Genomic DNA, 26,566 nt, shown 5'->3' on the forward strand with positions numbered 1-26,566 from the left:
CATAATAAGGAGGTGACAGCGGCATGCTGAATCCGGTTGCCTTTTCTGTTGGGCCGGTTCCCGTCCACTGGTACGGTATCATTATTGGGATTGGGGCTCTTTTGGGCCTATTGCTTGTTATCCGTGAGGGAAGGCGGTTTGGGCTCGAAAAGGACTTTTTCTACGATCTGCTGCTGATTGGCTTTCCATCCGCTATTGTCGGTGCAAGAATCTATTATGTGGCTTTTGAGTGGGACAGCTACAAGAATAACATTGCCGAAGTTTTCATGATCTGGAACGGCGGGATCGCCATCTATGGGGCATTGATAGGAGCAGTAATTGCAGCGGTCATATATACAAGAGCAAAGGGATACCCTTTCTTGCGGATCGCCGATATTTGCGCCCCCGGATTAATTACGGGACAAATGATCGGCCGCTGGGGGAATTTTGTCAATCAGGAGGCGCATGGCGGCCCCGTATCACAGGAATTTCTGAGCAGCACGCTGAAGCTTCCTTCTTTCATTGTGAAGCAGATGTACATAGAAGGCCAGTATTACCATCCGACCTTCTTATATGAATCCGTATGGAGCTTGACCGGACTGATTCTGCTGCTCATCCTGCGGCGGAGAACATTCCTGAAATCCGGTGAACTCTTTATGGGCTACTTCATATGGTACTCCCTTGGACGCTTTTATGTGGAAGGAGTGCGTACAGACAGCCTGTCCTTTGCCGGACCCGAGTGGCTTGCAGCTCTATTAAAAGCCTTATGGAGCCCGGCAGCGTTCCTGGGCTGGGGCACAATGCAGGCCGGAGAAAATATCCGGACCTCCCAGCTGCTGGCTGTTCTCATTCTTTTGGCCGCAGCCGCTTTTATTATCGTTAGACGAATCCGGAAAACAGCGGTGCCGTATAGCTCGGATATTGAAAGACAGAAATGAACTAAAGGCATTGCCAAGTGAGGTTTCCCGCTGATCATGTTTTGTGTTAACACAAATTCATACACAGTTTATACAGCAGCCGGACATTCATAGCCGGCTGCTGTATTTGTATTGAAAAGTTTAGGACATAGCAGGCAATGGTTCGCGCGATACTGTGACTTTTTTCATAATTCTATTACAGGATTCGACCCGGTTCTCTTCCACTGTCTAGGCCAAAAGTATAATTTTGCAGCGCTTTACAAATTTCTGGGTTTTTCTTGATTCTTGCATGCTAGCATATAAGACGACAAACGGTGGACAATTATGGAAAAGGACGCCGATTTATATCCTAAGGAGGCAGGACATGAAGGAGAAGCATTCAGGTTGGAAAAAGAGGCTGCTTAAAGGTACGCTGGCTGCAGCGGTTGCTGTGCCGCTGCAATGGTTCGCATTTGGAGCCGGACCGGCAGCGTATGCTGAAGGGCCAAGCGATCCAGCACCGTATATTGAAGCGAAAGTAGTCAATGAGCACGCGGGCCAGAAAATTCTGTTCGACAATACCCACGCCCAGACAGCCGGGGCGGCTGATTGGGTGATCGACGGTGCTTTTTCCGACTTTGGCAATGCGCTTGCCCAGGAAGGTTATTACGTCAAGGAGCTTCGCAAGACGACTCCGATCACGTCCAGTGATCTTTCCAGCTATGATGTTTTCATCGTGGCTGAAGCCAATGTTCCATACAAAGCCAGCGAGCAGGCGGCGATGGCGGAATATGTGGAGAATGGCGGCAGCATCTTTTTCATCGGCGACCACTACAATGCGGACCGTAACAAGAACCGCTGGGACGGCAACGAGTCCTTCAACGGCTACCGCCGCGGGGCCTGGGACAACCCGTCCAAGGGCATGAGTACCGAAGAAGCCGGTTCAGCTGCAATGCAGGGCGTAGTCAGCTCAGACTGGCTGGCGGAAGAGTTCGGCGTGCGGTTCCGTTACAACGCGCTCGGCGATATTACCGCAAACAATATCGTGGCTCCAGAACAGGCATTTGGCATTACAACAGGCGTTTCTGGAGTAGCTATGCATGCCGGCTCCACGCTGGCGATCCTTGACCCGGCCCGGGCGAAGGGGATCGTCTATCTGCCGAAAACGAATGCCGCCTGGGGTAATGCTGTTGACCAGGGCGTCTACAACGGCGGCGGCGTAGCGGAAGGACCTTATGTGGCTGTTGCCAAAAAAGGCGCGGGTAAAGCTGCCTTTATCGGCGATTCCTCCCCGGTTGAGGATATAACACCGAAGTATCTCCGTGAGGATACCGGTGCCAAAAAAACAACCTACGACGGCTTCAAGGAGGCTGACGATGCTGAGCTTCTGGTGAACACCGTTAACTGGCTTGCAGAGCAGGAGAGCTATACGGATTTCACCCAGGTCAGCGGCCTGACGCTGGATCAGCCGACCCAGCTGCTGCCGTTCGAAGAGCCGGCACTGTCCACCGAGCCGCAGCCGGAGCCATGGGCTGCGCCGAATGCCGGCTACAAATGGTATGACCGCAGCACCTTCAAAGCCGGCTCTTACGGCGGACCGGCATCCGCTGCCAATGCGGAGTACAAATTGACGCACCAGGCGGTGCTGCCGAATGCGCAGAACTTCCAGATCCGTGTCAGTGCGGATAACATTCCTGCGGGTACCAGCGTATCCGGCTTTCAGCTGGGCATCTACCAGGTAAGCGGCGGGGCGCAGATTGCCAAGATCCAGAACAGTGACGGCACCTGGCCGGCAAGCTACGGCTACAGCTCGACTTTCAGCCTGACGGCAGACCTGAATGGCCATGCCTATAAGGACCTGACTGTGCAGATCAAGCCGGGCACTACGGCGGCCTCCAATCTGCGGCTGCGCCAGAACGGCACGAACCTGATCACCCAGGCGGTAACGCTCGGTAACGTACCGGCAGAGCCGCTGCCGTCCGAGGAGGATCCGATTCCGGCGGCCGTATCCATCTCTGAAGCCCGTGCCCAAACAGCCGGCACCCTGGTGACGGTAGAGGGCGTTGTAACGACCGAACCGGGTATCTTCGGCGGCCAGGCCTTTTACCTGCAGGATGAGACTGGCGGACTGTATGTCTACCAGAGCCAAAGCGGCTTTCATGCCGGTGACACGGTTAAGGTAACGGCAGCTACAGCACTGTACAATACCGAGCTGGAGCTGACTGAGGTTGTAAAGATTGAAAAGACCGGCTCGGCCGCCCTGCCTGAGCCAGTCACTGCATCGGCGGTAAGCGACAGCAATCAGGGTCAGCTGATCAGGCTTAATAATGTGGAAGTGACGAATATAATCACCGCTGCTCCAAGCGGTTCCTTTGAATTCGATGCTATTGCCGGTGACGGGACAAGCAATCACATCCGGGTAGACGTGCGGACAGGCATTACGCAGGACAGCTTCCCTTATACGAAAGGACAGAAGCTGAATATTACGGGGGTTGCCGCGATTTTTAAAGGCGTCTTCCAGCTCAAGCCGAGAAGCCTAGCAGACTTCAGCGCCGTGCTAGAGGAGGCTGCTCCGGTAACAACAGCGAAGCTGTCCGCAGAGCCAAACGCCGCCGGCTGGCTGAACAAGTCCGTTGAAGTGAGCCTCAAGGCAGATTCCGATGCAGCCAACATTTATTACTCGCTGAACAGCGGCGCAGAAGCTTTGTACAGCACGCCGGTGGCCGTGAAGGAAGACGGACGGCATACAGTGACTTACCATGCGGTTTCAGCCAAGGGCATGGCAGAAGTTGCGAAGACATTGAGCCTTAACATTGATACCGCTCTGCCAACAGCGGAGCTGACGGAGTCCGGCCATGCGGTTGGCGATGTGACAGAGGAAGCGCAGCTGAAATTTGAGCTTGCTGCGGAAGACAAGCTCTCCGGCGTTGCCGCAAGGCAGCTTCTGCTGGATGGACAGCCGGTCGCTGATGGGCAGACCCTGAGTGCTGCGGCACTGGGTGCCGGGTCCCACGTAGTGAAATACATCGTGAGCGATGCAGCGGGCAACACTGCCGAGAAGAGCTACACATTCCAGATTACAGGCGGAGCAGTTCTCGCAACCGACAAGCCTGGACAGGCTGTGCTGTCTTCGAACAGCGGCCACAGCAGCGGGCTGAGTGACGGTAACTTTACCGTAACGATGAATCTGTGGTGGGGCAATAACGCTGCCAGCTACAAGCTTTACGAAAATGGCACGCTGATTGACTCCAAGCAGCTGAAGGATGCCTCCCCGTCTGCCCAGACGGCCAGCACAGTTGTTCAAGGCAAAGCTAATGGCACCTATGTATACACAGCAGAGCTGACCAACAAATTCGGCACCACCAAGAGCCAGCCGCTCACGGTAACGATTCGTGACGCTGCTCCGGGCAAGCCGGTATTGGCCCACGACAACTGGGACGGAGACGGCTCTTATAAAGTAACAATGAATCTGTGGTGGGGCACTAACGCTACAGAGTATCGTCTGTATGAGAACGGTAAGCTGATCGACACGCAGGCGCTGAATGCTAACACGCCTGCAGCACAGAGCGCTGTCACATCCGTCAGCGGCCGCGCTCCCGGGGAGTATGAATACCGCGCAGAGCTGGTTAACGCAGCGGGCGTGACCGTAAGTGACATTATTAAGGTAACCGTCAGCAAGTAATATGCTGGGTGGTTTTAGAGGAGCAGCCGGATCGCCGGCTGCTTTTTTTTGGCGTTGGCGGTACCGAATTGAATGTTTACATTTGTAGATTGTTAAACACGATAAATATAAAATTTTACATAACTCTGATCCCCGCTTAATAAACGCCCCGTATACTTTTAAAAGTGCCGAAAATTGGAATGATGAGATTTAATAGACGATAGCGGGGAGTGTGCATCTTTGAAAAGTCAACCAAGAGGTAAACGGTTATTCTCAGGCGTAATTGCCGGTACGCTGATGATGGGGGCTGTAACCCCGGGCAGTTATGCTGCCGGGCTGGAGGAGCTGCAGGATCAGCAGACGGCCAGTATTGTAGATACGATCAGTGCAGAACCTGCTGTACAGCAGCCGGAAGCAACAGCATCTGTCACTGCAGCAGTGTATGCAGATCCCGTGCAGGCAGGCGGCCTGATGATTACCGAGCTGGTGCCGGATACGTCCAACTTCAACAAGGCGGATGCCTATGAATTCGTTGAAGTGTACAACAATACCGGAAGCGCAGTGAATTTCAAGGATTATTATTTCTTCTATAATAATAAAGACAGTTGGAAGTACGATCAGGACGCTGTAATTCCCGCCTATGGCAGCATTGTCTTTTGGGTGATGAACGGCACAAATGAAGAGCTGACTGCAGATCAGTTCAACACTAATTTTAATGTGGCGCTGCAGGAAGGCGTGAATTTGTTCCGGATCAACGGCGGAGGCGGAATGGCCAACACGGCTGCACGCAATTTGCAGATCCGCTCCCGGGCCAATGATAACACGATCATCTCTGCTACATATCAGAAAGAGCAGGTAAAAGAGAACAAGGGCATTATTTTTGCCTACCCGTCAGCGGGCGGAACCGATATGACTCTTCTGCCGGAATCCGGCACTATTGACGCTACACCGGGTATGGTTATCCCAAGCCAGGTTCCCGATAAAAATGTGCCCGGGGAAGAGCAGAAGCCGGTAATCAAGCATGTTCCGGTAACAAGCACCGATCCGGCCGATCTTGCGATTCAGGCAACGGTCAGCAATCTGCAGACTGAGGGCGATGCGCCTGCACCCGCGGTTGAACTCTTATACCGGACGGAATCGCAGCAGCGGGAAACGGTCGTAACCATGACCAAAGAGAGCGGCGATGTATACAAGGCAGTAATACCGGCCGTGGCCATGGAAGAACCGGAGCTGCTTTATAGTATCCGCGTCAAAGGCTCCGCCGAAAGCTATTCGGTTCACGTGAATCTTCCCGATTACAACAACGACGCTGTACCGCCGCTGCTGATTACCGAGCTGCTGCCGAACTCAAGCAACGTCGCCGGGACAAGCACCGATGCGTTCGAGTTTATCGAGGTATACAATAACACGGATCAGCCGGTCGATTTTAAAAATTACAAGGTGTACTACCGCTATCCCGACAAAGGTCCGGCAGCTGATGTGAAGTGGCCGTCTACCGAAGAGAGCCTGATCATTCCGGCGCAGCAATCGGTAGTATTCTGGATCATTAACAGTGCAAACACGGCTTACACGGCCGATGAATTTAACGCGGCATTCCAGACGAATCTTACACTCGGCACCAATCTGTTCCAGATCAAAAGCGATGGCATGGCCAACTCCGGCCGCCGGGCGATCGTGATCAAGAGCAATACCGAAAAGGATATCGCCTCAGCTTATTACGATGCTGACACGCTTTACAACGGTGGTACGAAAGGCGATGAGACGAAGGAGAACAAGGCGCTTCTGTATAAATATCCGGTGAACGGTGCCGAAAAAATGCTGAAGATCAGCTCTGGCGCTGCTGCCCCGACTCCCGGCAAGGCTGAAGCCTTCCAGGTGCCGGCAACCCCGGTGCATGTTGAGCCTGATACTGTGCCTCCTACGGTCAACGATCTGACGGAGGTTCCTGAGATCGACCAGTCCAAGGGGCTTGAGCTGAAAGCTTTTGCCGACGATGACAAGGATATTAAATCTGTTGAAGTCCATATTGCGACCGACAAGAAGCCGGAATACGTATCCTATAACCTGTCCCAGGACTATAACGATACGCTGTATCACCACAAGCTGTCCTCGGCTGATCTGATCGGCAGAACAGAGGTCCGTTACTATTACACAGTTTCTGACGGCACCAATATCACAGAGTCCCCGGTCTATACGGTGAAAATCACCGGCGGCCCCGACCGGTCGGCCCTCCGTCTAAATCTTAAGGATGACAGCCTGGTCAGCGGCAAAGTTACTGTGAAGGGAACCTCTGCGACAGTCAAGCCTGAAGAGCTGGCCCTGCAAATTGACAGCAAGGCAGTAGATGCCGCAGACACGTATGTCTCACTTGAAAATGACGCCTATTTCGTCTTTGACGCCAAAAATGTAGATTACTATTTTAAAAACGGAATTACGATGGGACCGGAAGAGCTGGGGGATGCCGGCATCCTGTATACCTTCATGGACCCGATTACTTCGTACACTACACTTTCTTTCCCGATTAAAGCGACTGCCCTGAAGTCAGGCCCGGACAATACCATCTACATCCGCGCGGGCTCCAAGTCATCGCCGTTTGATCCGCGTCCTGAAGAGAACAAGGATGATTTTGAGATTAAAAACGTGCGTCTTCTGCTGGCGGACGGTACAGAAATCCTGGACCCGGCCTATGCTGAACGCGAAAAAGAAATCAAAATGGGCGACAGCGCCGGCAAACACGAATCGATCGGGTTCCAGTTCAATCTGAATCAGGAGCTGCTGGAGTCTAAGTCCTATGACTGGGATACTACTGCCTGGGCGGACGGGCCGCACAGCTTGTCATTGTTGCAGGGCGGGGAAAAGATCGAGTCATCTGTCATTGTAGATAACACGGCACCGGTCATCCAGCCGAACCTAAAAGACGGGGAGACGTACCGCGGCCAGTTTGAAATGAAAGCAGACATTAAGGATCAGTATGCCGGAGTCAGCGAGGTTAATGTCAAGCTGGACGGTAAGGCGATCACGCTGCCGTATCAGACGAGCTCCGGCCAGCTGTCCGCAGGCGCGCATACCCTGCAGATTACCGCTGTGGACAAAGCCGGCAACAAGGCCGATCAAACCGTGCAGTTCAAGGTGCCGGACGAGAATCCGCTTGCCCCGCAGCTGATTTCCCCCGCTCAGGATGCAACGGCTGCAGGAACAAGTCCTCAGCTGAAGGTGAAAGTGGAGGATCCTGCCGGTGACCGGATGGACATTACCTATTATAAGGGCTTCAAGTATGACGGAGAGCATGCGGAGCAGGGCTTCAGCGGGTACAAAAATGCTTCTGACACCGAGCCGCCTAAGCAGAAAGAGTCTGCCGGAGAAGCCGCATTGACCAGCGAAGAATATTCGGCAATAAGCTCCGCGGACGGGCAGTACCTTATTAACGATTCTGTAGAGCAGTTTCCTTACCAGCGTTATGAAATAAAACTGGATGAGTCTGTGTCGGGTACAGACCGTGTGGATGTCGAGTGGAAGGGAAACTCCTTGCCGGGCCGTAAAGTCAGCCTGTATGCCTGGAGTCCTGAAGCGGGAAGCTGGAAGCTGCTGGACTACAAGATTGCCGGGGATACTGATTTTACCCTCAGCGCAACGGTACTGGCAGGCGATTACAACCAGAATGACAGCATATCTGTTATGGTTCAGGATGAGATTGCCCAGACAGATGCTCCTGCAACAGTTACTGAGGATACCTATGACTATACCTTTGTATGGATGTCGGATACCCAGTACTATTCGCAGAGCTATCCGTACATCTATGAGAAAAATGTGCAGTGGATCGCCGACAACAAGGATAATCTCAATGTGAAATATGTCATTCACACCGGTGACCTGGTGGACAAGTCGTATCAGGAATACCAGTGGCTGGAAGCCGACAAGAATATGCGTGTTCTGGAGGATGCGGGCATTCCTTACGGCGTCCTGGCCGGAAATCATGATGTCGGTCATCAGACGGGGGACTATACGGAGTTCTGGAAGTATTTTGGCGAGTGGAGATTCAAGAATCTTCCAGGCTACGGCGGTACCTATAACAATAATATGGGTCATTATGACCTGATATCTGCAGGCGGCAACGACTACCTTATTGTATATATGGGCTGGGGTTTGGGAGACGAAGAAATCAACTGGATGAATGAGATCGTCGCCCGCTATCCGGAGCGCAAAGCGATTCTGGCACTGCATGAATACCTGCTGGTTTCCAATAACCGTGCACCGATTGCCGATCAGATTTTTGAAAAGGTGGTTAAGCCGAACAAAAACGTCATTGCGGCGTTGTCCGGTCACTACCATGATGCTGAGCTGAAGGTAGATCAGCTGGATGATAACGGTGACGGCGTGCCTGACCGCAACGTGTATCAGATGCTGGCCGATTATCAGGGTGCGCCGGAAGGCGGTCTCGGATACATTCGTTTGCTGCAGTTCGATACTGCGGGGAACAAGCTGCATGTGAAGACCTATTCTCCATACCTTGATGATTACAACTACTATGATGAGCCGGAATATCCGGGCAAAGATGAGTTCACACTGGATCTGGATCTTCAGCCGGTGACGAAGCGCGTAGCTACAGACTATATCGGGGTAAAAGTGTACACTGATCAGGAAATTGCTGCACAAAAGGATGTCGCCAGCGGTTCCGAAGTTACAGCAGCATGGAAAGCTCTGAATCCTGACAGCTACTATCAATGGTATGTAAAAGCGGAAGATCAGCATTCCGGTATGGTACTGTCTGATATTTGGGGCTTCTACACCGGCAAGCAGGAGATTCCGGTGGAAACACCGAAACCGGAAGTGACACCGGCACCGGGCGGTGTAATAACACCGGCTACGCCTTCACCAACAGTCACACCGGCTCCTGCTGTTCAGGGAAGCTTGACGCTGGAGAAGAACAGCGAAGGTGTCTATACTGCCGGTCAGGCTGCGCTGAGCAAACTGGTGGAGGAGTCCGTAAACGGCGAGATTAACCTTAAGCTCAGCGGCGCACAGGGACAAGCGAAACTGCAGCTGGATGCTTCTGCATTGAAGCTGGCAGTAAGCAAGCAGGTTGCGCTGCACATTTCGGCTGCGGGCATGGAGCTGTCCATTCCGGCTGGCTCACTGCCTGAACTGACAGACGGTACACAGTCCGTTCTGCTTAATGTGGATACCTCTTTGACAGATGACCTGAAGCAGACGGTTCTGTCCGCAGGCGGCAGCACCAATGAATTCAGAGAGCCGCAGGCAGTGATCGCACTGGAATTGAGTACCGTAAGCAATGGTAATCCAACAGCGGTTCATCAGCTGAAGGGCAAAGTAACGGTAACGATTCCGCTGACAGCCCAGCAGCGCAGCGCCATCAATTCCGATTATGCCGGAGTGTACTACTTGAATAATGGTCAGCTGGAGTACATGGGCGGTGAGCTGAAAGCTGGCGGGTTTGAATTTACAACCAGCCATTTCTCAACCTTTGCTGTCGCGGAGTATCACAAGCAGTTCAGTGATACTGCAGGCCATTGGGCTGAGAGCTACATCTCCAAGCTGGCTGCCAAGCATGTCGCGACAGGCGTCGATGCTGCGCACTTCCAGCCGCAGGCCGGATTAACGAGAGCGGACTTTGCGGTGCTGGCCATTCGCGCACTGGGACTGGAAGCTGCGGGAGCAAGCACATTTACTGACGTAGCTGCCAATGTTTATTATGCAGCCTCTGTTGGCAAAGCGGCCGAGCTCGGGTTCATCCAGGGTGCCGGCGGCAAGTTCCGGCCGCAGGATCAGATTACCCGCGAGGAAGCGGCTGTTGTCCTCAGCAGAATGCTGGAGTACAAGGCCGGGGCTCAAGCAGCATCTGCTGCTCCAAGCTTCAAGGATACAGCTGACATTGCTGCATGGGCAGTGCAGGCTGTCGGCAAGCTGCAAGCGAAGGGTCTGCTCAGCGGCAAAGCGGATAACCGCTTTGACCCGCAAGCCGGAGTGACCCGCGCGGAAATGGCTAAACTGTTGTACAGCTTCATGCAGCTGTAGGAATATAGGTTTTAAGGCAGACCGGAGGGGTTCCGGTCTGTTTTTTTTATTTAGTTGGATTTTCGCTGCTTAATTTAAGGATTTTCCTGTATTACCTATCATTAGGTGGAAAAACGCTACTTATTTCAGCCCAAAACCCCCGATAGACGCATAAATAGTGAAATTAAGTGTCCTTTTTCCAACTAGAATCCCCTCTCCTGTTGCTATTCAAAGAAATAGTAGGCGATTTTCCACTTAGTTTGATTAGCGGTATAAATACGATCCCGGGCGCCGGGCAAATTGCCGAAGACAGATCCGTCCGTAACAGGAGGTCCGTCTTTTTTTATGTACCATGGATTATGAAAAAAATTTCATTTTGCATTAAGCGCCGCGTTATTTTAACAGGTTATAATGAGAGCAGTAAGTGATGTCGGTATTGGAGGCCTTAAGATGCGCATCCTGGTTATTGAAGATGAGGAAGGGTTGTCCGACTTTATCATACTGGAACTGAAGCATGAAGGATATGAGGCACGGCCGGTCTACGATGGAAGAGAAGGGCTGGAGCTGGCCCTGGGTGAGGATTGGGATATCATCCTGCTTGACCTGATGCTGCCGAATCTGAACGGAATCGAAATCTGCCGGCGAGTGAAGGCAGTGAAGGATACGCCGATCATCATGATTACGGCAAGGGACAGCGTGATGGACAGGGTCATGGGACTTGATACAGGCGCTGATGATTATATCCCGAAACCGTTTGCCATTGAAGAGCTGCTGGCCAGGATCAGGGTCATTGCCAGAAGGGCGGAGAAGCTGGGCAGCCAGCCGCCGATGGTGCTTACGTTCAAGGATCTGGAGCTGCATATCGAATCCAGAATGTTGAAAAAGGGCGACCGCTGGATCGAGCTGACCAAGAAGGAATACGAGCTGCTGTTTATTTTGTTGAAAAATATCAACCGGGTGTTAACCAGGGAAATGCTGGTCGGACAGGTCTGGGACTATGATGTCGGGATTGAAACCAATGTGGTTGATGTCTATATCAGGCATCTGCGCAACAAGCTGGACACCGCCAACAAGGAAGAATATATACAAACGGTCAGAGGAATAGGATATTTGATACGGGATGATAAAAGTTAAAAGACTCTATTTGAGAAATATGAATATCAAATGGAAGCTGACCCTGTGGGCGGCTGTTCTGATGCTGCTTCTGTTTCTCTCCTATAATCTGCTGCAATTTACTGTGATCCAGAACTGGGTCAACAATCACGAAAAAGAAATTATCCGCAATAATATGGACGAGGTCGTTGCTTATCTGCAGGATTTCGAACCGGGAAGCGATCTTACGGACAGCGGGGATTATCTAAAAATACTGAACGAGCGCTATCAGCTCATCCGGATTGTTGACGGAAATGATTCTCCCATCCTCACCATATCGGATAAAGTACCGGAGCACTGGGTACAGCCCAAATATGTTGCATCCGAGGAGCTGCTGGAAATCTCGCCGGGCGGAGATACGCTGTTAATCTACAGACAGCCTCTGGAAATCAGCGGCTTCAGCGGCTCCGTAGAAATTGTTCGCAATCTTGAGAATTTCGAAAGCCTGATTAATCTGATCACTACGCTGTTCATCATTACGGGCTTTGTAGCCATTATACTCAGTCTGATCGGGGGCCGCCTGATCTCGTTCCAGCTGCTGAATCCGATCAATTCCATGATCCGGACGATGCGGAGGATCAGGGAAAACGGGCTGAAGGAACGGGTTCAGATCAGCGACCAGCAGGATGAGATGACAGAGCTCTCCCTGATGTTCAACGAGCTAATGGACAGCCTGGAGCAATCCTTCCGGCAGCAGCAGCAGTTTATTGAAGATGCGTCGCATGAATTAAAGACACCATTGTCGATTATCCATGGACACCTTTCGATGATCAAACGCTGGGGCAAGGATGATCCGGAGGTTCTGAACAGATCGATTCAGCTGAGCCTGAATGAAACGAACCGGCTGATCCAGATGGTCTCCGAGCTGCTGATTTTGACCCGGGCCAACCACTCCGCAGCCATTGCCGAATATGCTCCCGAGAATATCCGGGTAAAGCAGGTTATCGGGGAAATCATTGAAAATTTCAAGTTTGTGAACCCCGAATTCAGGATGCTCACCCGGCTGGAGATCAGCGATGATTGTGTGCTGCCTGTGCAAAAGAACCATTTTCAGCAGATGATGATCATTATTCTGGACAACGCGATGAAGTACACCAGAGATCAGAAGGAGATCCGGGTCAGTGCGGCGATGGAAACCGGCCTGTTAGCCATTTCGGTCATGGATTATGGTATGGGCATACCGGAGGATGAACTGTATCTGGTCACCAACCGTTTCTACAGAGTGGATAAGGCGCGCAGCCGCAAGCATGGAGGCAACGGGCTCGGACTGGCTATTGCAAAACGTTTGATGGAGGGCTACGCCGGAGAGCTTCAGATCGATAGTGTGTACGGGGAATGGACGAAGGTAACGCTGAGGTTTCCCTACAAAAATGAGCCGGCCGCCGGCAGCGGAAAGGAGGTGTAACCTTGATCGAGAGCAATTCTTCCAGACTTAATGAATCCTTTTTACAGATACTCAACGTACGGCACCAGACGATCGCCGAGAACATTGCCAATGCGGATACGCCACACTATAAGAAGAAAACGGTAGTGTTTGAAGACGAGCTCAGACGGGCAATCAGCAGCAGTTCACGGGATGATCTGGAGATTAGGAAGACCCATTTCAGGCATTTCGGAATTAAAGATGACAATGCCTCCCTGATCCCTTATCAAATTGTCCGGAACACGGATACAGCGATGAACAATAACGGCAACAATGTGGACATGGATCTGGAAATGGCGAATCTGGCGGAGAATCAGCTGATGTATAACTATATGGCCGATAAGGTCAGTGGTCACTACACGAAGATAAGGGATATGCTGCAAAATTTGAAGTAGTTGTGATGTCTGAAAGAGTGCAGACCGCGGGATGCGGCTGTACTCTTTTTATTTTTTGGCTGGCTCGAAATACCTGTCTGGGCGCATAATTCCCCCATTCCCTGCAAATACCAACCATGGGGGGATGGCAGATGAAACAGCAGACAACATTCAGCAAGCAGGAGGAGCCGGAAATGCTGTCTCCGGACCTGGCATACAATATAGAGCGTATGAAGCTGGAATTCCTGAATTGCTCGGATATTATGTACCGAAACTGCAGTATCGGCGGACTGGACCGGGCTACGCTGATCTATGTGGATGGGATGTGCGATGTCCTGGCCGTAGATGAGTTTGTGCTCCAGCCGCTGTTTGAGCATTTCCGCAGCAGCTCCAGGGTGGATGAGGAGGCCCGGAAGGTGGAGCTGAAGGACATCTTTATTCCATCGCTCAAAATCAGCATGGCGTATGAGACACAGCAGGTTATCCAGGCAATCCTGCGCGGGGAAACCGCTGTTTTTACGGAGGGAAATGCCTTTGTGCTGCTGGCCGATCTGGTCAAGATGGAGAAGCGTGCGATCGAGGAAGCCACCTCCGAAAAGGTCGTCCGCGGACCGCGGGATGCATTTATGGAGTCACTCCGGACCAACACCTCCCTGCTGCGGCGGCGGATCCGCTCCTCCAGTCTGAAGCTGGAATGCATGAAGCTGGGCAGGCTGACTGAGACGGAAGTTGTGATCGCCTACATGGAGGGCGTGGTCAAGGAAGACCTGGTCAAAGAGGTGAGAAGCCGGCTGCAAAAAATCGAGCTTGACGGCATTATTCATTCCAGCAATATCGAGGAATATATCGAGGATAATGTGTTCTCGCCCTTTCCGCAAATCCAGAATACAGAGCGGCCGGATGTAGCGGTCTCCAGCCTGCTGGAAGGCAAAGTCGTTATTATCACGGACAATACGCCTTTTGTGCTGATTTTGCCTATGACGTACTGGTCCGGGCTGCAGGCGGTTGATGATTATACGGACAGGTATATCTACGCAACGTTTGTGCGCTGGATCCGGTATACGTTTGTCCACATTTCACTCCTGCTGCCGTCACTGTATGTGGCATTGACCACCTACCATCTGCAGGTCATTCCGACACCGCTTGTTGTGAGCATTGCCTCAGCCCGTGAAGGGGTGCCGCTTCCGGCTGTAATCGAAGCGCTTATTATGGAATTTATCTTCGAGGGCCTGCGTGAGGCTGGTATCAGGCTGCCTCAGCAGGTGGGGCCGGCGGTCAGTATTGCAGGAGCGCTTGTAATCGGACAGGCAGTAGTAGCTGCGGGGATCATTTCCACACCGATGGTCATCATCGTTTCGCTGACGGGAATTGCGTCCTTCGCATTTCCGGTCTATAACCTGGGCACGGCTTACCGGATGCTCCGTTTTCCGCTGCTGGTCGCTGCAGGTGTATTGGGCTTCTACGGCATTGTATTATTTCTCATCGTGCTCTCGGTGCATATGGTAACCTTGAGGCCTTTCGGAGTGCCTTATATGGCTCCATATGCTCCAATGTCGATCCGCAATCTGAGTGATGTGCTTGTGCGGGCACCCAAATCGAAAATGCGCTGGCTGCTGCCCTGGCTTGCTCAGGGCAGAACCGCACGTTTCCCCAAACAGACCAAATAACAGGCAGGAAAGGGAATCTGGCCTATGTACAGGAAGATGATAGCCTTGTTCCTCATCGCGCCGCTGCTGCTGACCGGATGCTGGGACAGGCAGGAGCTGAACGACCAGGCGATTGTGCTGGGCTGGGGGATGGATCTGGCGGAGGACGGACAATACCTGGCGACTGCCAATCTGGTGCTGCCGCTGGCCTCCAAATCCGGGGGACAGCAGGGCGGGGAACAGGGCGGCCGGTCCGGCTTCATGACGGAAAGCGCGTTCGGCAAAAATAACAGGGACGCTGAGCAGAATATGCAAAGAAAGCTGTCAAGGGTGCTGTTTCCGGGACACCGGCGGAATATCTTTATCGGGGAGAAGCTGGCGCAGCAGGGCGTTTTCTCCATCCTGGATGAATATGGCCGCAGCCCGAAGGTCCGGCCGCGGACGAATATTTTTGTCGTCAGAGGCGGGACAGCGCAGGAGGCAATGAGCCTGGCTTATCAGCTGGAGACCAATCCGGCGATCGCTGTGCAGAAAATCCAGGAAAAGAGCGGGGCACCGATCAGCCGCTCCCTGCTGGATTTCTATATCATGGCTAATGGCAACGGCTGCGGGATCATGCCCGCACTCACGATTCTGCCCCCGGAAGTAAAAACGGACAAGAAAAGCAAAAACGACAGTCCGCCGCAGACGACGCTCGGTTTGTACGGGGCGGCTATTTTTAACAGTCAGCTGAAGCTGGCCGGTTATCTGAATTACGATGAATTCTGGGTCAGACTCTGGATTGCAAATCAGCTGTCTGCCCGGAGTTTTACTACGATTCTCAGTTCAATAGATGCGGATAAGCCGGGCGGTTCGGCTGAGGATGCACTATCCGGGGCAACCAGCGGGAAGACGGTTACGGTAAATGTGGATACCTTCAAAAGTCATATTACACCTGTGCTTGACGGCGGGCTGCCAAGTTTCCGGATCCTGCTGGAGGGCAAAGGCTATATAGAGGAGAATGATTCACCGCTGAATCTGTCCAAGCAGGAGAATGTGGATAAGGTGGAGGCCCGGATGAACCAGTACCTTAAGGCACGGATTGAAAAGGTTGTCAAAAAGGTGCAGAAGGAGTTCAAAACGGACATCTTCGGGTTAGGAGATACGATCCACCGCCGTCACCCTTACCGCTGGAAGAGCCTTTCCGCCGACTGGGAAACGGTCTTTCCGGGTGTTGAGCTGGACATTAGGGTCAAGCTTAATATCACCGGAACGGGAATTACAGGTGAATCCCTGCTGCCTACCAGAGAGGGCGGTGAGAAGTAGATGAAGATCAGCAACCGGCAGCTGTTCTGGATGATTATTATGATGGAGATCGGCATTAACCTGCTTATTACGATGACGGCTACGATCCGGAGTACCAAGCAGGATGCCTGGATTTCTTATATTTTGGCCGGGATCATGGCGCTGGTCATTACTTATATTGCCGCCCGGCTCAGTTCCCGGTATCCGAAGCAGACTTTAATAGAGTTCAGTGCTGCTATACTTGGAAAATGGGGCGGCAGGCTGATTGTCATTCCTTTTATCCTCCAGTGGTTCTGGGTGATGAGCCTGATATTGCGCGACGAGTATCTGTTCATCCGCCTGAATGTCCTCTATAAAACACCGGACTGGATTGTAATCGGAACGATGATCGGGGTCGTGCTATACACTGTATATCATGGCGGGCTGGAGGCGATCGGCAGAGTCAGTGAGCTGTGGGGGCCGATTCTGATGATCATCCTTGCGCTTACCTTTGGCCTGACCTTTAATAATCTGAACTGGCCCATGCTGCTGCCTGTATATGCGGACACCGGACCGGCGACGATTGCAGGAGGGGCGCTTGCACCACTTTCGCTGCTAAGCGAAGCCGTGCTGCTCATGATGCTCTTTCCCTTTACGGATCATCCCGGCAAAGAAACACGCAAGGCGCTGCTGCTGGCAGTCGGCTTCTCATCCGTCATTCTGCTGTTTGGGGTTCTGTGGGTCCTCATGACCTTTGGCCCGGCCGTTGGCGGACGGCTGCAATTTCCCTTTTTTGAGATGGTCAAGCTCGTCTATCTGATGGAATTCATTCAGAATATGGATATCTTTGTGATGGCGGTGTGGCTGGTCTGCATCTTCGTCAAGCTGTCGATCCACATGTTCATAACCAGCTACGGAGTCGCTCAGTGGATTGGTAAAACACGCAGCTGGAAAAAACTAATCTGGGTTGTGGCTCCTGTCACCTTCATCCTCACCATGCTGGTCATTAAGCTGAATCCGCCGGCCGGACTATTGCTGAAGGGAGTCTGGGTCCGTTATGTGCTGCCGATCAATATGATCGCAATTCCCGTGTTTTTACTGGCAGTGTCCTCTTTCCGGCATAAGCGGCGTTAACCAGCTACATTTTTTGTAAAAAACACGGCAGCATGCCGACTATGCTGGCCGTGTTTTTGCGTACGATGCATTATATTTGCGTAAACGTTTTTACACCATTTTCCTGCGGAAAATCTCTATATGAAATTAAAAAAAAGAAGCTGCATAAACAGTAAACGGAAATATAATTTCACAGAAGGAAAGTCTATCTATCATGATTAGGTGTTATATAATATAACATTTTATGCTGAAAAAACTCTTTAATATGGAAAAATGAACCACAATACATAACACAACTGTGTTAAGTATTGATCTTGAAACCGTTTTTATTTTAATTTTTTTGTAAAAAGGGATTGTAATCCTCAAAAGCCTATACTAAAATGAACCTAGAAATTGCGTAAACGTTTTTGCAAAGATGAGGATACTTTACCGGTCATAACGCTGCTGCAATGAGGAAATGAGTTGCGTAAACGTTATGACAGAGAGGAAAAATATGGCGGAGAAAGAAATAACGATCAAAGATGTAGCCAGGCTGGCCGGAGTCTCCGTGGCTACCGTCTCACGGGTGATGAACGGCAGGGACCGCGTAAGTGATGCCACCCGCAAAAAAATCCAGCGGATTATTGAAGAACTGAATTTCGTGCCCAATACGATGGCCGCATCCATGGTGAACAAAAAGACGCATATGCTGGCGGTCGTTGTCCCGGAAATTCAGAACCCGTTCTACACTGCGGTTATCGGCGGTACGGTCGAGGCAGCCAAGAAGGAGGGATTTTCCACCCTGGTTGTGTCCACTTATAACGACGAGGCGGAGGAAGAGGAATTTTTTGAAGGCTTTCTGGGACGAAACGTAGACGGCATTATTCTAATCGGTACACATAAAGAGGCGGGCTTTTACCGGAATATCCGCAAGCCAACGATACTGGTAGACCGCTATATCAATGATTGCGGACATGACGGGGTGCTGATTGATAACTTCCGCGGTGCGTACGAGGCGGCCAGGCATTTTGTGGAATACGGCCATGAGCGGATTGCCATTATTGACGGGGCACATGACTTTAATGACGGTAAGGACCGGTACTGGGGGTATCATCAAGCGTTACATGAGCATGGCATAGTGCCTGAGCCCGGTTATCACAAGCAGGGGAAGTGGCTTGAGGAGGACGGATACAGGTTCACAATGGAGCTGATGCAGTCCGCTGAGCCGCCGACGGCTATCTTTGCCACCAACAACGTAATCTGCACAGGCGCCATCAAGGCGATACGGGATCTGGATCTCCGGATCGGAGAAGATATTTCCCTGATCGGCTTCGACGAGAATGAGCTTGCCCAGTTTGTCCAGCCCCGGGTCACTGTCGTTGGCAGACCGATGAGGGAGATGGGGATACAGGCAACGGAAATGCTTATCCAGAAGATCAAGACACCTCCCGGTGAGCAGACGAAGCTGAAAAGGATCGTGCTGGATGTCGAGCTGATCAAGCGCGGGTCGGTTAAAAAGCTGAACTAGCAGCCCGAAGGAGGACATATGGCCAACATACTTGTCGTAGGCAGCATGAATATGGATATTGTCACCCGGGTCCGGTGTCTTCCAGTGCCGGGCGAGACGATACAAGGTCTGGATACAGGCTTCCACGCCGGCGGTAAAGGAGCGAACCAGGCCTGTGCCGCCTCCCGCTCGGGAGCAAGCGTAACGATGGCAGGCGGTCTCGGTTCGGACGCGTTTGGCCGGCAGCTGTATAGTCAGCTTGAGGCGGAGGGGATTGACACCTCAGCGATTGCCATAAAGCCGGAAACGAGCGGGATCGCTCTGATAACGACTGAAGCATCGGGGGAGAACAGCATCATCCTCTCGCCCGGCGCGAACTTCAGCTATAGTGCAGCGGATCTGGAAGTGCTTGATTTCTCCCGCTATGATGTGATTCTGCTGCAGAATGAAATACAGGGTTCTGTGAACGAAGAGGTGCTTACAAGGGCAGAGGAAGCAGGGGTTCCAGTATGTATAAATCCTGCACCGGTACACGGGTTTGACCCCGCCCAGCTTAGCCGGATCAGGCTGCTGATTGTGAACGAGACTGAAGCGGAGGCGCTGAGCGGACTCCCGGTTGAAAGTTTCGGGGAGGCCCGCTCAGCCGGAAAGCAGCTGATGAAGGAAGGTATCCCGCAGCTGATCATTACACTGGGCAGCAAAGGCTCGCTCTATATGGACGCAGACGGAACGGTAATAGAGACTCCGTCTTATCCGGTTAACGCAGTGGACACTACAGCGGCCGGAGACACTTTTATCGGGGCATTTACCGCCGCCTATTACGGTGGCATGGACCTGAAGGCCAGTCTGCATTATGCGTCTGCGGCAGCAGCGCTTGCCGTATCGGCTGCCGGAGCGCAGAGCTCCATACCGGTGAAAGGACAGGTGGAAGCTTTTCTTGGGCGGGCTCAAACGTGACGGAGTCCATATATTCTCTATAGCCGCGGCCAATTCCAAAACAATATAAGTACTTATTCAATCCGTTTTTACCGGCGGTGAATACAATTCTGTACCTATGCACTTTTATGAATTAACGCTTAATCTCGATAAAGTAATCTGCAAACCCGGTTTCAGCACTGTGAATGAAGAAGGGGGTCAAGACCATGAGTCAGCCAGTACTGTCCATGCAAGGGATCAGCAAAGAGTTCCCGGGTGTCAAAGCTTTGACGGATGTCGATTTTGAGCTCTATCCCGGTGAGGTGCACGCCCTGATGGGAGAGAATGGCGCCGGCAAATCGACGCTGATGAAAATTTTGTCCGGTGTCTATTCGCCAACCAAGGGCGTAATCAGGCTGAAGGGCAAAGAAGCGGTTTTCGGCAATCCGCTGGATGCCCAGCTGCAGGGCGTGTCGATTATCCACCAGGAGTTCAATCTGTTCACCAACCTGTCTGCAGCGGAGAATATTTTTATTGACCGTCCCGAAATGGCTGGCAGATTCGGCCGGATCAAGTGGTCGAAAATGGTTGAAGAGGCACAGGCTCTGGTAGATTCCATCGGAGGCGGAGAGATTGATGTCCGCCGGGAGGTCAGGCATCTTGGTGTACATAGCCAGCAGGTGGTCGAGATCGCCAAAGCCTTATCTTTTAAAGCAGATGTGCTGATTATGGATGAGCCGTCAGCCGCGCTGCCGGAGAATGAAGTGAAAAAGATGTTTGAAGTGGTGCGGAAGCTGCGTTCACAAGGAGTTGCCATAGTATATGTCTCCCACCGGATGAAGGAGATCTTCGAGATTGCAGATAAGGTCACAGTGCTGCGGGACGGCCGCAAAATGGATACCCGGCCGATCGGGGAAGTGACGGAGCAGAGCCTGATCCAGATGATGGTCGGCAAAGAGGTCCAGCAGCTGTACCCTGTCCGGGAGCAGCCGCACGGCACAGAAGTGGTGCTGAAGGTAAGTGAACTATCGCTGGATGCCAGCCACAAGATTTCGTTTGAGCTGCACAAAGGTGAAATTCTGGGACTGTTTGGCATACCGGGCTCAGGCTCACATACTGTTGCCGAGCGGCTGTTCGGGCTCAAGCGGGGCAGCGGCGGGCTTGAAATCAACGGGAAGCCGGTCAAAATTGCCAGCCCCGGCGATGCCAAAGCTAAAAAGTTAGCCTATGTCCCGCCGGACCGGCACCGCCAGGGCATCATTAAGCCGATGTCGGTCAGGCAGAATATCTCTTTTCCGACACTGCCCGGTTTGTCCAAGGGGCTGGTACTGGACGGTGAAGCTATCCGCGGGGTGAGTGCAGAGTACATGGAAAAGCTGCGGATCAAGGCACCCGGAGACGGACAGAGCGTGGACTTTCTCAGCGGAGGCAACCAGCAGAAGGTGGTCATCGCCAAATGGCTTGCTGCGAAGCCTGACATTCTGATTCTGGAAGAGCCGACCCGGGGCGTGGATGTCGGCGCCAAAGCAGAGATATACAGCATCATTCACGGGCTGGCTCAGGAGGGGCTGAGCATTCTGCTGATTTCCTCCGAAATGCCGGAGGTGCTGGGCTTAAGCGACCGGGTGCTCGTGATGTACAAAGGGGAGATTGTTCATGAATTTGCCCGCGGTGAAGCCGATCAGGAGCAGCTGCTGCAGCGGGCATCCCATCCCCGGACGGAAGGAGCCGCCATATGAAACGTATTTTAAATGTGCATGAAGCACCGATCATGATGTTCACGATACTCGTAATTGTACTGTTCTCGCTTATTTCACCCGACTTTTTCGCAATTGCTAATTTCAGGCTGATCCTGGACCAGAACATCACCATGTTCATTGTGGCAATCGGTATGACGATGGTCATTCTGCTCGGGGGAATGGACCTGTCTGTCGGCTCCGTCCTGGCGGTAACAGCTACCTCGGTCGGCCTGTTTCTCAGCAAGGGGATTTCTCCTGGTGCAGCGGCTTTGCTCGGCATTGTAATCGGCGTCCTGTGCGGGATGGTTAACGGCTATTTCATCGCCGTCCGCCGAATTCCTGACATCATTGTCACCCTGGCTACGATGTATATTTTCCGGGGCGTGGCAGTCGGCATCAGCGGCGGGACCTGGATGAACAATTTTCCTGAAGGCTTCCGCTTTTTCGGACAAGGGACGGTGGCAAGTATTTCGTTTCCGCTCCTTGTAGCCATCCTGCTGATTGCTGTCTTCATTTATTTGCTGAAATTTACCCGGGCTGGCCGGAGAATCTATTCGGTCGGGGGCAACAGCTCTGCAGCCAAGCTGGCCGGGATCAGTGTCCCCAAGACCAAGTTTATGGTCTATGTGCTGACCGGGCTGCTGGTCGGGATCGCCTCCGTGATTTTTGCAGCCAAGGTCGGCAGTGTCCAGGCCTCGACAGCAGGCAACAGCCTGTCCTTTGAAGTCATGGCAGCTGTGCTGATCGGCGGCGGCAGTATTTTCGGCGGGGTAGGGACAATTGCCGGAACCATGCTCGGCGTACTGTTCATGGGCATTGTCAAAAACGGGCTGATTATCTCCAAGGTCTCTCCGTTCTGGGTGGACGCAACCACCGGGTTTTTGATTATCCTCGCCATCGTGATCAACACGCTGCAACGGGCACGCCAAAATAAAGGGAAAGAAGGGGATCTCGTATGACAACATGGACAAGCCGTCTGCCGTTTAAGTCGGGTACGCTGCTCGTTCAGCTGGTGCTGCTGCTGTTCATTCTAATCCTGTTCAGCTTCCTGTCACCCTACTTCCTGTCGGTAACCAACTTCATGAATGTGCTGAACCAGATGGTTGAGGTCGGGCTGATCGCCATTCCGATGACCATGATTATTATCTCCGGTGCGATGGACCTGTCGGTCGGCTCGATCCTCGCTTTTTCCGCGGTGTCGATGGGGGTTGCTTTTGAACGGGGCTATAACATCTGGGTCTGCGTGATCTTCGGGCTGCTGGCCGGTCTGATGTGCGGTGCAATTAACGGTTATCTCATTGCCAGGCACCGGATGCAGGCGATTGTAGTCACGATCGGGATGCTGGTGATGCTCCGCGGGCTGGTCTATGTCGTCAATGAAGGCAGGCCGATCAGCGGCTTTCCGGATTCCTTTTACTTTCTCGGACAGGAGTATATTGCCGGAATTCCGTTTAATGCGATCATCCTGGTCATTATGTTCCTGATTGCCAACTTTTTTATGAAAAAGACAAGGTTCGGCACGTACATTTACGGGATCGGCAATAACGAGGAGGTTGTGCGTTTCTCCGGGATTTCCGTAATCCGCGTCCGGTTTATTCTCTTCATGCTCAGCGGATTGTTCTCTGCACTGGCGGGTGTATTCCTGGTGTCACGGCTGGCAAGCGCCGAAGCGACATCGGGTACCAATATAGAGCTGGATGTTATCACAGCTACTTTGATAGGCGGTACTCATATTTTTGGGGGAAGGGGGAGTCTTACCGGCACCTTTGTCGGGCTGCTGATTATCGTGTTTTTGCGCAATGGTCTGAATTTGCTGGGTGTTTCTGTGCTGTATCAGGCGGTTATTCTGGGGGCGCTGCTGCTGCTCGCAGTGGCCAATAAAAAAATTAGCGGAGAGTGAAACCTATGAAAAAAATGACATTGGCTGTATTGACTGGCGTACTTGCTTTGACCTTGAGTGCTTGCGGCGCAAATTCGGGTAATTCTCCAGCTAATAATGCCGGGGCCTCAAGCAATGACGGGGCGGCTGCTTCCGGCACCAGAACCTACTTCATCAATCCGAAATCAATCGGCCCCGCTTATTGGGCGGCAGCGGAAAAAGGCGCTATCCAGGCAGGCGAGGATATGGGGGTTGAGGTAATCTTCAATGCACCGACTGAGGCGGATTCCTCCAAGCAGATCAACATGATTCAGGATATGCTGACCCGCAAGGTGAGTGGTATCGGGGTATCGCCGAATGATGCCAAGGCGGTGGGTCCGGTGTTCAAAAAAGCAGCCGAGCAGGATGTGCAGATTGTGACCTGGGACAGCGATGCTCCTGAAACGGACCGCCAATATTACGTAGCTCCTGCTACTGACGAGGAAGTCGGCGAGCTGCTGGCCAAGACGATCGGTGAGGAAATCGGCGGCGAGGGACAGGTAGCCTTCATGGTAGCCGGACTTGGCTCACAGAACCAGATTGCCAAATCGGATGCGGCAAAAGCCTACTTCGAAGCCAACTATCCCGGCATCGAGCTGGTAACAATGGTAGCCAGTGACGATGATCAGCAGAAGGCCTACGCCAATGCCCAGAACCTGATCCAGACCTATCCTGATCTTAGAGGGATCATCGGCTTTGCGGGCGGCGAACCGCCGGCAGCGGCTGAAGTGGTTGAACAGGCGGTCAAGGCAGGCACGATTGAGCAGGGACAGATCGCCATTACCGGTATTGCTGTGCCGAGCGTTGTGAAGAGCTATATCGAGAGTGGTACGATCAAAACCGATATCATCTGGGATCCGGGCAAGCTGGCTTACACTACTGTATACATTCTGGATCAGCTGGCTCAGGGCAAGGAAATTACGGACGGCATGGAAATCCCGAACGTGGGGGCCGTCAAGGTAGACGGCCAGAACGTATTCATCGGCACACTTGAAGTAACCAGCGAAAATGTGGGCAGCTTTGACTTCTAGTCAGAGCTGTAATAGGAGGCAACTTGCATGGAACACACAATAATCATTGAAGATTTGACGGCAGAAAACTTTGCCCCTTACGGAAAAGTGGTGGATATTCCTGCGGGAGAGCCGTCCAAGAGCGGCGACGGCTGGGACTGCTGGAGCTATATCCAGATGCTCGACGTATCGGAGCCGATCGGGTTCGGGCTGGTGGACACGAAGCAGCGCGGGTTCACAGTGACGGCAATGGAGCGGCATGTCAGCCGCGAAGAGCTGCTGCTTACCTTTGACAAGGAGATTATCCAGCCGGTTGCCCGGTGTCTGGATATTGACGACCCGGAGGAGCAGCCTGATCCTGCTACGGTGAAGGCATTCAGAATCAGGCCGGGACAGGCCATTGTGATCGGCCGCGGCGTCTGGCACAGCCCTGCTTATCCGGCGGCTGAGGATGCAAGGTATCTCTTTGCGATTGAGAAGAAGAAGGATAAGTTCGGCGATGAGATGATCAATCCGTGGGTGGATTTTGCCGGCGGTGACAGTGTTACTTTTGGATAAGCGGCAATTTATTGTTAATGGAATAAGCGAAGGACTACAGCTGATTCCGCAGCGCAGGGATCTTCCCGGCGGTGGCGGGCAAGAAGGAGCAGAAGACATGGCACAGGAACAGCAGGTTATGAAATGGATTGATGAACATCAGGACGACATCCTCGGCTTTTTGCAGCAGCTTATTCAGATTCCGAGCGTTAATCCCTGGTTCTTCGATGAGCCGGGTCCATCCAAAGAGAAGGATGTACAGGAGTTTATCTCCCGTAAGCTTGCAGGTCTGGGTGCCGAGATTGAAATGTGGGAGCCGGTTGCGGATGACCTGAAGGAGTACGAGGGGATGGCCGGGTATTATCCGGGACGGGATTTTACCGGCAGACCGAATCTGGCAGCTACCTTTGGCAAAGGTACAGACGGCAAGTCGCTCCTGCTGTTCGGCCATATCGATGTCGTTATGGCAGGCTCGAAGTGGACAGTAGACCCGTTTGAGGGCCAGATCATTGACGGCAAAATGTACGGCCGCGGCACCGTCGATATGAAGGGCGGCGTGGCCGCGATGATTATGGCGGTCGAGGCTGTGCTCCGCAGCGGCCTGAAGCTGAAAGGCCCGGTTGTCGTGGGCACTGTCGTCGATGAGGAAGCCGGAGGCATGGGGGCGCTGGATTTCATCCACCATGGCTACCGGGCGGATGCCTGCATCCTGACTGAACCGACCTCACTGACCATTGCACCGCTGTGCAGGGGCATTCTGTGGGGCAAGATCAAAATCCAGGGCCGCAGCGGGCATATTGAAATGCCGCAGGCGGACTGGAAGGACGGCGGAGCCGTGGATGCCATCAAGAAAGCGCGGTACATCCTGGATGCATTCGACCGGCTGAATGAAGAGTGGGCTGTAAGCAAGACCCATCCGTATCTTTCAATTCCCTGTCAGGTGCATGTAGCACAATTGAATGCGGGAGAGTACCCGACCTCTTTTGCCAATGAAGCGGAGATTGTCTTTAATGCCCAATACCTGCCGTCAGAGCGTGATGAGAAGCTGGTTGGCGGCCATGTGAAAAAGGAGCTGACTGACTTCCTGCGTGCGGCAGCTGAACAAGACCCGTGGCTGAGTGAGCATCTGCCGGAAATCGAGTGGATGGTCGATGCCGACTGTGCTGAAACCGATGTGGCTCACCCGTTCGTGCAGACCTGTGTCCAGTCACTTCAGGCGATTGGCGAGGAAGGAACAATCGAAGGCCTCGGCTTCCATACCGATATGGGCTGGCCGGTCAATGTCGGCATTCCGACGATCAACTTCGGTCCCGGCGACCCGAGCCTTGCTCATCACAGCGATGAGTTCACGCCAACCGTTGAAGTCATTCAGGCGGTCAAAATGATGGCGAAGACCATTCTCGACTGGTGCGGTGCGGAAGAGGCATAACGGAAGGCTTAGT

17 protein-coding genes are annotated in these 26,566 nt (G+C 52.7%); all 17 read left to right on the forward strand.

Annotation, left to right across the window (positions count from 1 at the left end):
• The first annotated feature begins 23 nt into the window (after positions 1-23).
• Positions 24-917, forward strand: a complete 894-nt coding sequence (gene lgt, locus BLR64_RS01315) for a prolipoprotein diacylglyceryl transferase (RefSeq protein WP_090711412.1) — start codon at positions 24-26, stop codon at positions 915-917.
• A gap of 343 nt (positions 918-1,260) precedes the next feature.
• A complete protein-coding gene (locus BLR64_RS01320; RefSeq protein ID WP_090711414.1) occupies positions 1,261-4,557 on the forward strand; it encodes a chitinase N-terminal domain-containing protein in 3,297 nt (1,098 codons plus the stop codon).
• A gap of 219 nt (positions 4,558-4,776) precedes the next feature.
• Positions 4,777-10,569 carry an S-layer homology domain-containing protein gene (locus tag BLR64_RS01325; protein ID WP_090711416.1) on the forward strand — a complete coding sequence of 1,931 codons (5,793 nt, stop codon included), beginning with the start codon at positions 4,777-4,779 and terminating at the stop codon, positions 10,567-10,569.
• Between the two features lie 429 nt (positions 10,570-10,998).
• The gene (locus BLR64_RS01330) at positions 10,999-11,682 is read left to right on the forward strand and encodes a response regulator transcription factor (RefSeq protein WP_090711418.1); all 684 of its coding nucleotides are present in this window, start codon (positions 10,999-11,001) and stop codon (positions 11,680-11,682) included.
• Complete coding sequence (locus tag BLR64_RS01335) at positions 11,669-13,105, forward strand: HAMP domain-containing sensor histidine kinase (protein WP_090711420.1); 1,437 nt, start codon at positions 11,669-11,671, stop codon at positions 13,103-13,105. The genes BLR64_RS01330 and BLR64_RS01335 overlap by 14 nt, the downstream gene beginning before the upstream one ends.
• Positions 13,106-13,107: 2 nt before the next feature.
• The gene (flgB, locus tag BLR64_RS01340; protein WP_090711422.1) at positions 13,108-13,518 is read left to right on the forward strand and encodes a flagellar basal body rod protein FlgB; all 411 of its coding nucleotides are present in this window, start codon (positions 13,108-13,110) and stop codon (positions 13,516-13,518) included.
• Positions 13,519-13,649: 131 nt separating this feature from the next.
• Positions 13,650-15,164 (forward strand): spore germination protein, encoded by a 1,515-nt coding sequence (locus BLR64_RS01345; RefSeq protein WP_167360571.1) that lies wholly within the window; start codon positions 13,650-13,652, stop codon positions 15,162-15,164.
• 24 nt (positions 15,165-15,188) lie between these two features.
• Positions 15,189-16,448: a Ger(x)C family spore germination protein gene (locus BLR64_RS01350; protein WP_090711426.1), complete on the forward strand. Its 1,260-nt coding sequence runs from the start codon at positions 15,189-15,191 to the stop codon at positions 16,446-16,448.
• Positions 16,449-17,540, forward strand: coding sequence for a GerAB/ArcD/ProY family transporter (locus BLR64_RS01355; protein ID WP_090711428.1), 1,092 nt, complete (start codon positions 16,449-16,451; stop codon positions 17,538-17,540).
• A 472-nt stretch (positions 17,541-18,012) separates the two neighbouring features.
• Positions 18,013-19,026 carry a LacI family DNA-binding transcriptional regulator gene (locus BLR64_RS01360; protein ID WP_090711430.1) on the forward strand — a complete coding sequence of 338 codons (1,014 nt, stop codon included), beginning with the start codon at positions 18,013-18,015 and terminating at the stop codon, positions 19,024-19,026.
• Between the two features lie 18 nt (positions 19,027-19,044).
• Positions 19,045-19,962 carry a ribokinase gene (locus BLR64_RS01365; RefSeq protein ID WP_090711432.1) on the forward strand — a complete coding sequence of 306 codons (918 nt, stop codon included), beginning with the start codon at positions 19,045-19,047 and terminating at the stop codon, positions 19,960-19,962.
• A gap of 185 nt (positions 19,963-20,147) precedes the next feature.
• On the forward strand, positions 20,148-21,659 hold the full coding sequence (locus tag BLR64_RS01370) for a sugar ABC transporter ATP-binding protein (protein ID WP_090711434.1): 1,512 nt from the start codon (positions 20,148-20,150) through the stop codon (positions 21,657-21,659).
• A complete protein-coding gene (locus BLR64_RS01375) occupies positions 21,656-22,618 on the forward strand; it encodes an ABC transporter permease (RefSeq protein ID WP_090711436.1) in 963 nt (320 codons plus the stop codon). The genes BLR64_RS01370 and BLR64_RS01375 overlap by 4 nt, the downstream gene beginning before the upstream one ends.
• Entirely contained in the window at positions 22,615-23,559 is a 945-nt protein-coding gene (locus BLR64_RS01380) for an ABC transporter permease (RefSeq protein ID WP_090711438.1), read from the forward strand. Before BLR64_RS01375 ends, BLR64_RS01380 begins: the two co-directional genes overlap by 4 nt.
• Positions 23,560-23,564: 5 nt before the next feature.
• The gene (locus BLR64_RS01385) at positions 23,565-24,608 is read left to right on the forward strand and encodes an autoinducer 2 ABC transporter substrate-binding protein (protein WP_090711440.1); all 1,044 of its coding nucleotides are present in this window, start codon (positions 23,565-23,567) and stop codon (positions 24,606-24,608) included.
• Positions 24,609-24,635: 27 nt separating this feature from the next.
• Positions 24,636-25,145: an ureidoglycolate lyase gene (locus tag BLR64_RS01390; protein WP_090711442.1), complete on the forward strand. Its 510-nt coding sequence runs from the start codon at positions 24,636-24,638 to the stop codon at positions 25,143-25,145.
• Between the two features lie 97 nt (positions 25,146-25,242).
• Positions 25,243-26,553, forward strand: coding sequence for an ArgE/DapE family deacylase (locus BLR64_RS01395; protein WP_090711568.1), 1,311 nt, complete (start codon positions 25,243-25,245; stop codon positions 26,551-26,553).
• Positions 26,554-26,566: the final 13 nt, after the last annotated feature.

It is taken from the genome of Paenibacillus typhae, from assembly GCF_900099765.1.
In the GTDB taxonomy this organism is placed as follows: Bacteria; Bacillota; Bacilli; order Paenibacillales; family Paenibacillaceae; genus Paenibacillus_AQ; species Paenibacillus_AQ typhae.

Bases quoted from the DNA above. Each gene is read 5' to 3' on its own strand.
- BLR64_RS01390 (WP_090711442.1), top strand. From the start codon at position 24,636: ATGGAACACACAATAATCATTGAAGATTTGACGGCAGAAAACTTTGCC.
- BLR64_RS01355 (WP_090711428.1), top strand. From the start codon at position 16,449: ATGAAGATCAGCAACCGGCAGCTGTTCTGGATGATTATTATGATGGAG.
- BLR64_RS01370 (WP_090711434.1), top strand. From the start codon at position 20,148: ATGAGTCAGCCAGTACTGTCCATGCAAGGGATCAGCAAAGAGTTCCCG.
- BLR64_RS01380 (WP_090711438.1), top strand. From the start codon at position 22,615: ATGACAACATGGACAAGCCGTCTGCCGTTTAAGTCGGGTACGCTGCTC.
- BLR64_RS01330 (WP_090711418.1), top strand. From the start codon at position 10,999: ATGCGCATCCTGGTTATTGAAGATGAGGAAGGGTTGTCCGACTTTATC.
- BLR64_RS01350 (WP_090711426.1), top strand. From the start codon at position 15,189: ATGTACAGGAAGATGATAGCCTTGTTCCTCATCGCGCCGCTGCTGCTG.
- BLR64_RS01365 (WP_090711432.1), top strand. From the start codon at position 19,045: ATGGCCAACATACTTGTCGTAGGCAGCATGAATATGGATATTGTCACC.
- BLR64_RS01345 (WP_167360571.1), top strand. From the start codon at position 13,650: ATGAAACAGCAGACAACATTCAGCAAGCAGGAGGAGCCGGAAATGCTG.
- lgt (WP_090711412.1), top strand. From the start codon at position 24: ATGCTGAATCCGGTTGCCTTTTCTGTTGGGCCGGTTCCCGTCCACTGG.
- BLR64_RS01385 (WP_090711440.1), top strand. From the start codon at position 23,565: ATGAAAAAAATGACATTGGCTGTATTGACTGGCGTACTTGCTTTGACC.
- BLR64_RS01395 (WP_090711568.1), top strand. From the start codon at position 25,243: ATGGCACAGGAACAGCAGGTTATGAAATGGATTGATGAACATCAGGAC.
- BLR64_RS01360 (WP_090711430.1), top strand. From the start codon at position 18,013: ATGGCGGAGAAAGAAATAACGATCAAAGATGTAGCCAGGCTGGCCGGA.
- BLR64_RS01375 (WP_090711436.1), top strand. From the start codon at position 21,656: ATGAAACGTATTTTAAATGTGCATGAAGCACCGATCATGATGTTCACG.
- BLR64_RS01320 (WP_090711414.1), top strand. From the start codon at position 1,261: ATGAAGGAGAAGCATTCAGGTTGGAAAAAGAGGCTGCTTAAAGGTACG.
- BLR64_RS01335 (WP_090711420.1), top strand. From the start codon at position 11,669: ATGATAAAAGTTAAAAGACTCTATTTGAGAAATATGAATATCAAATGG.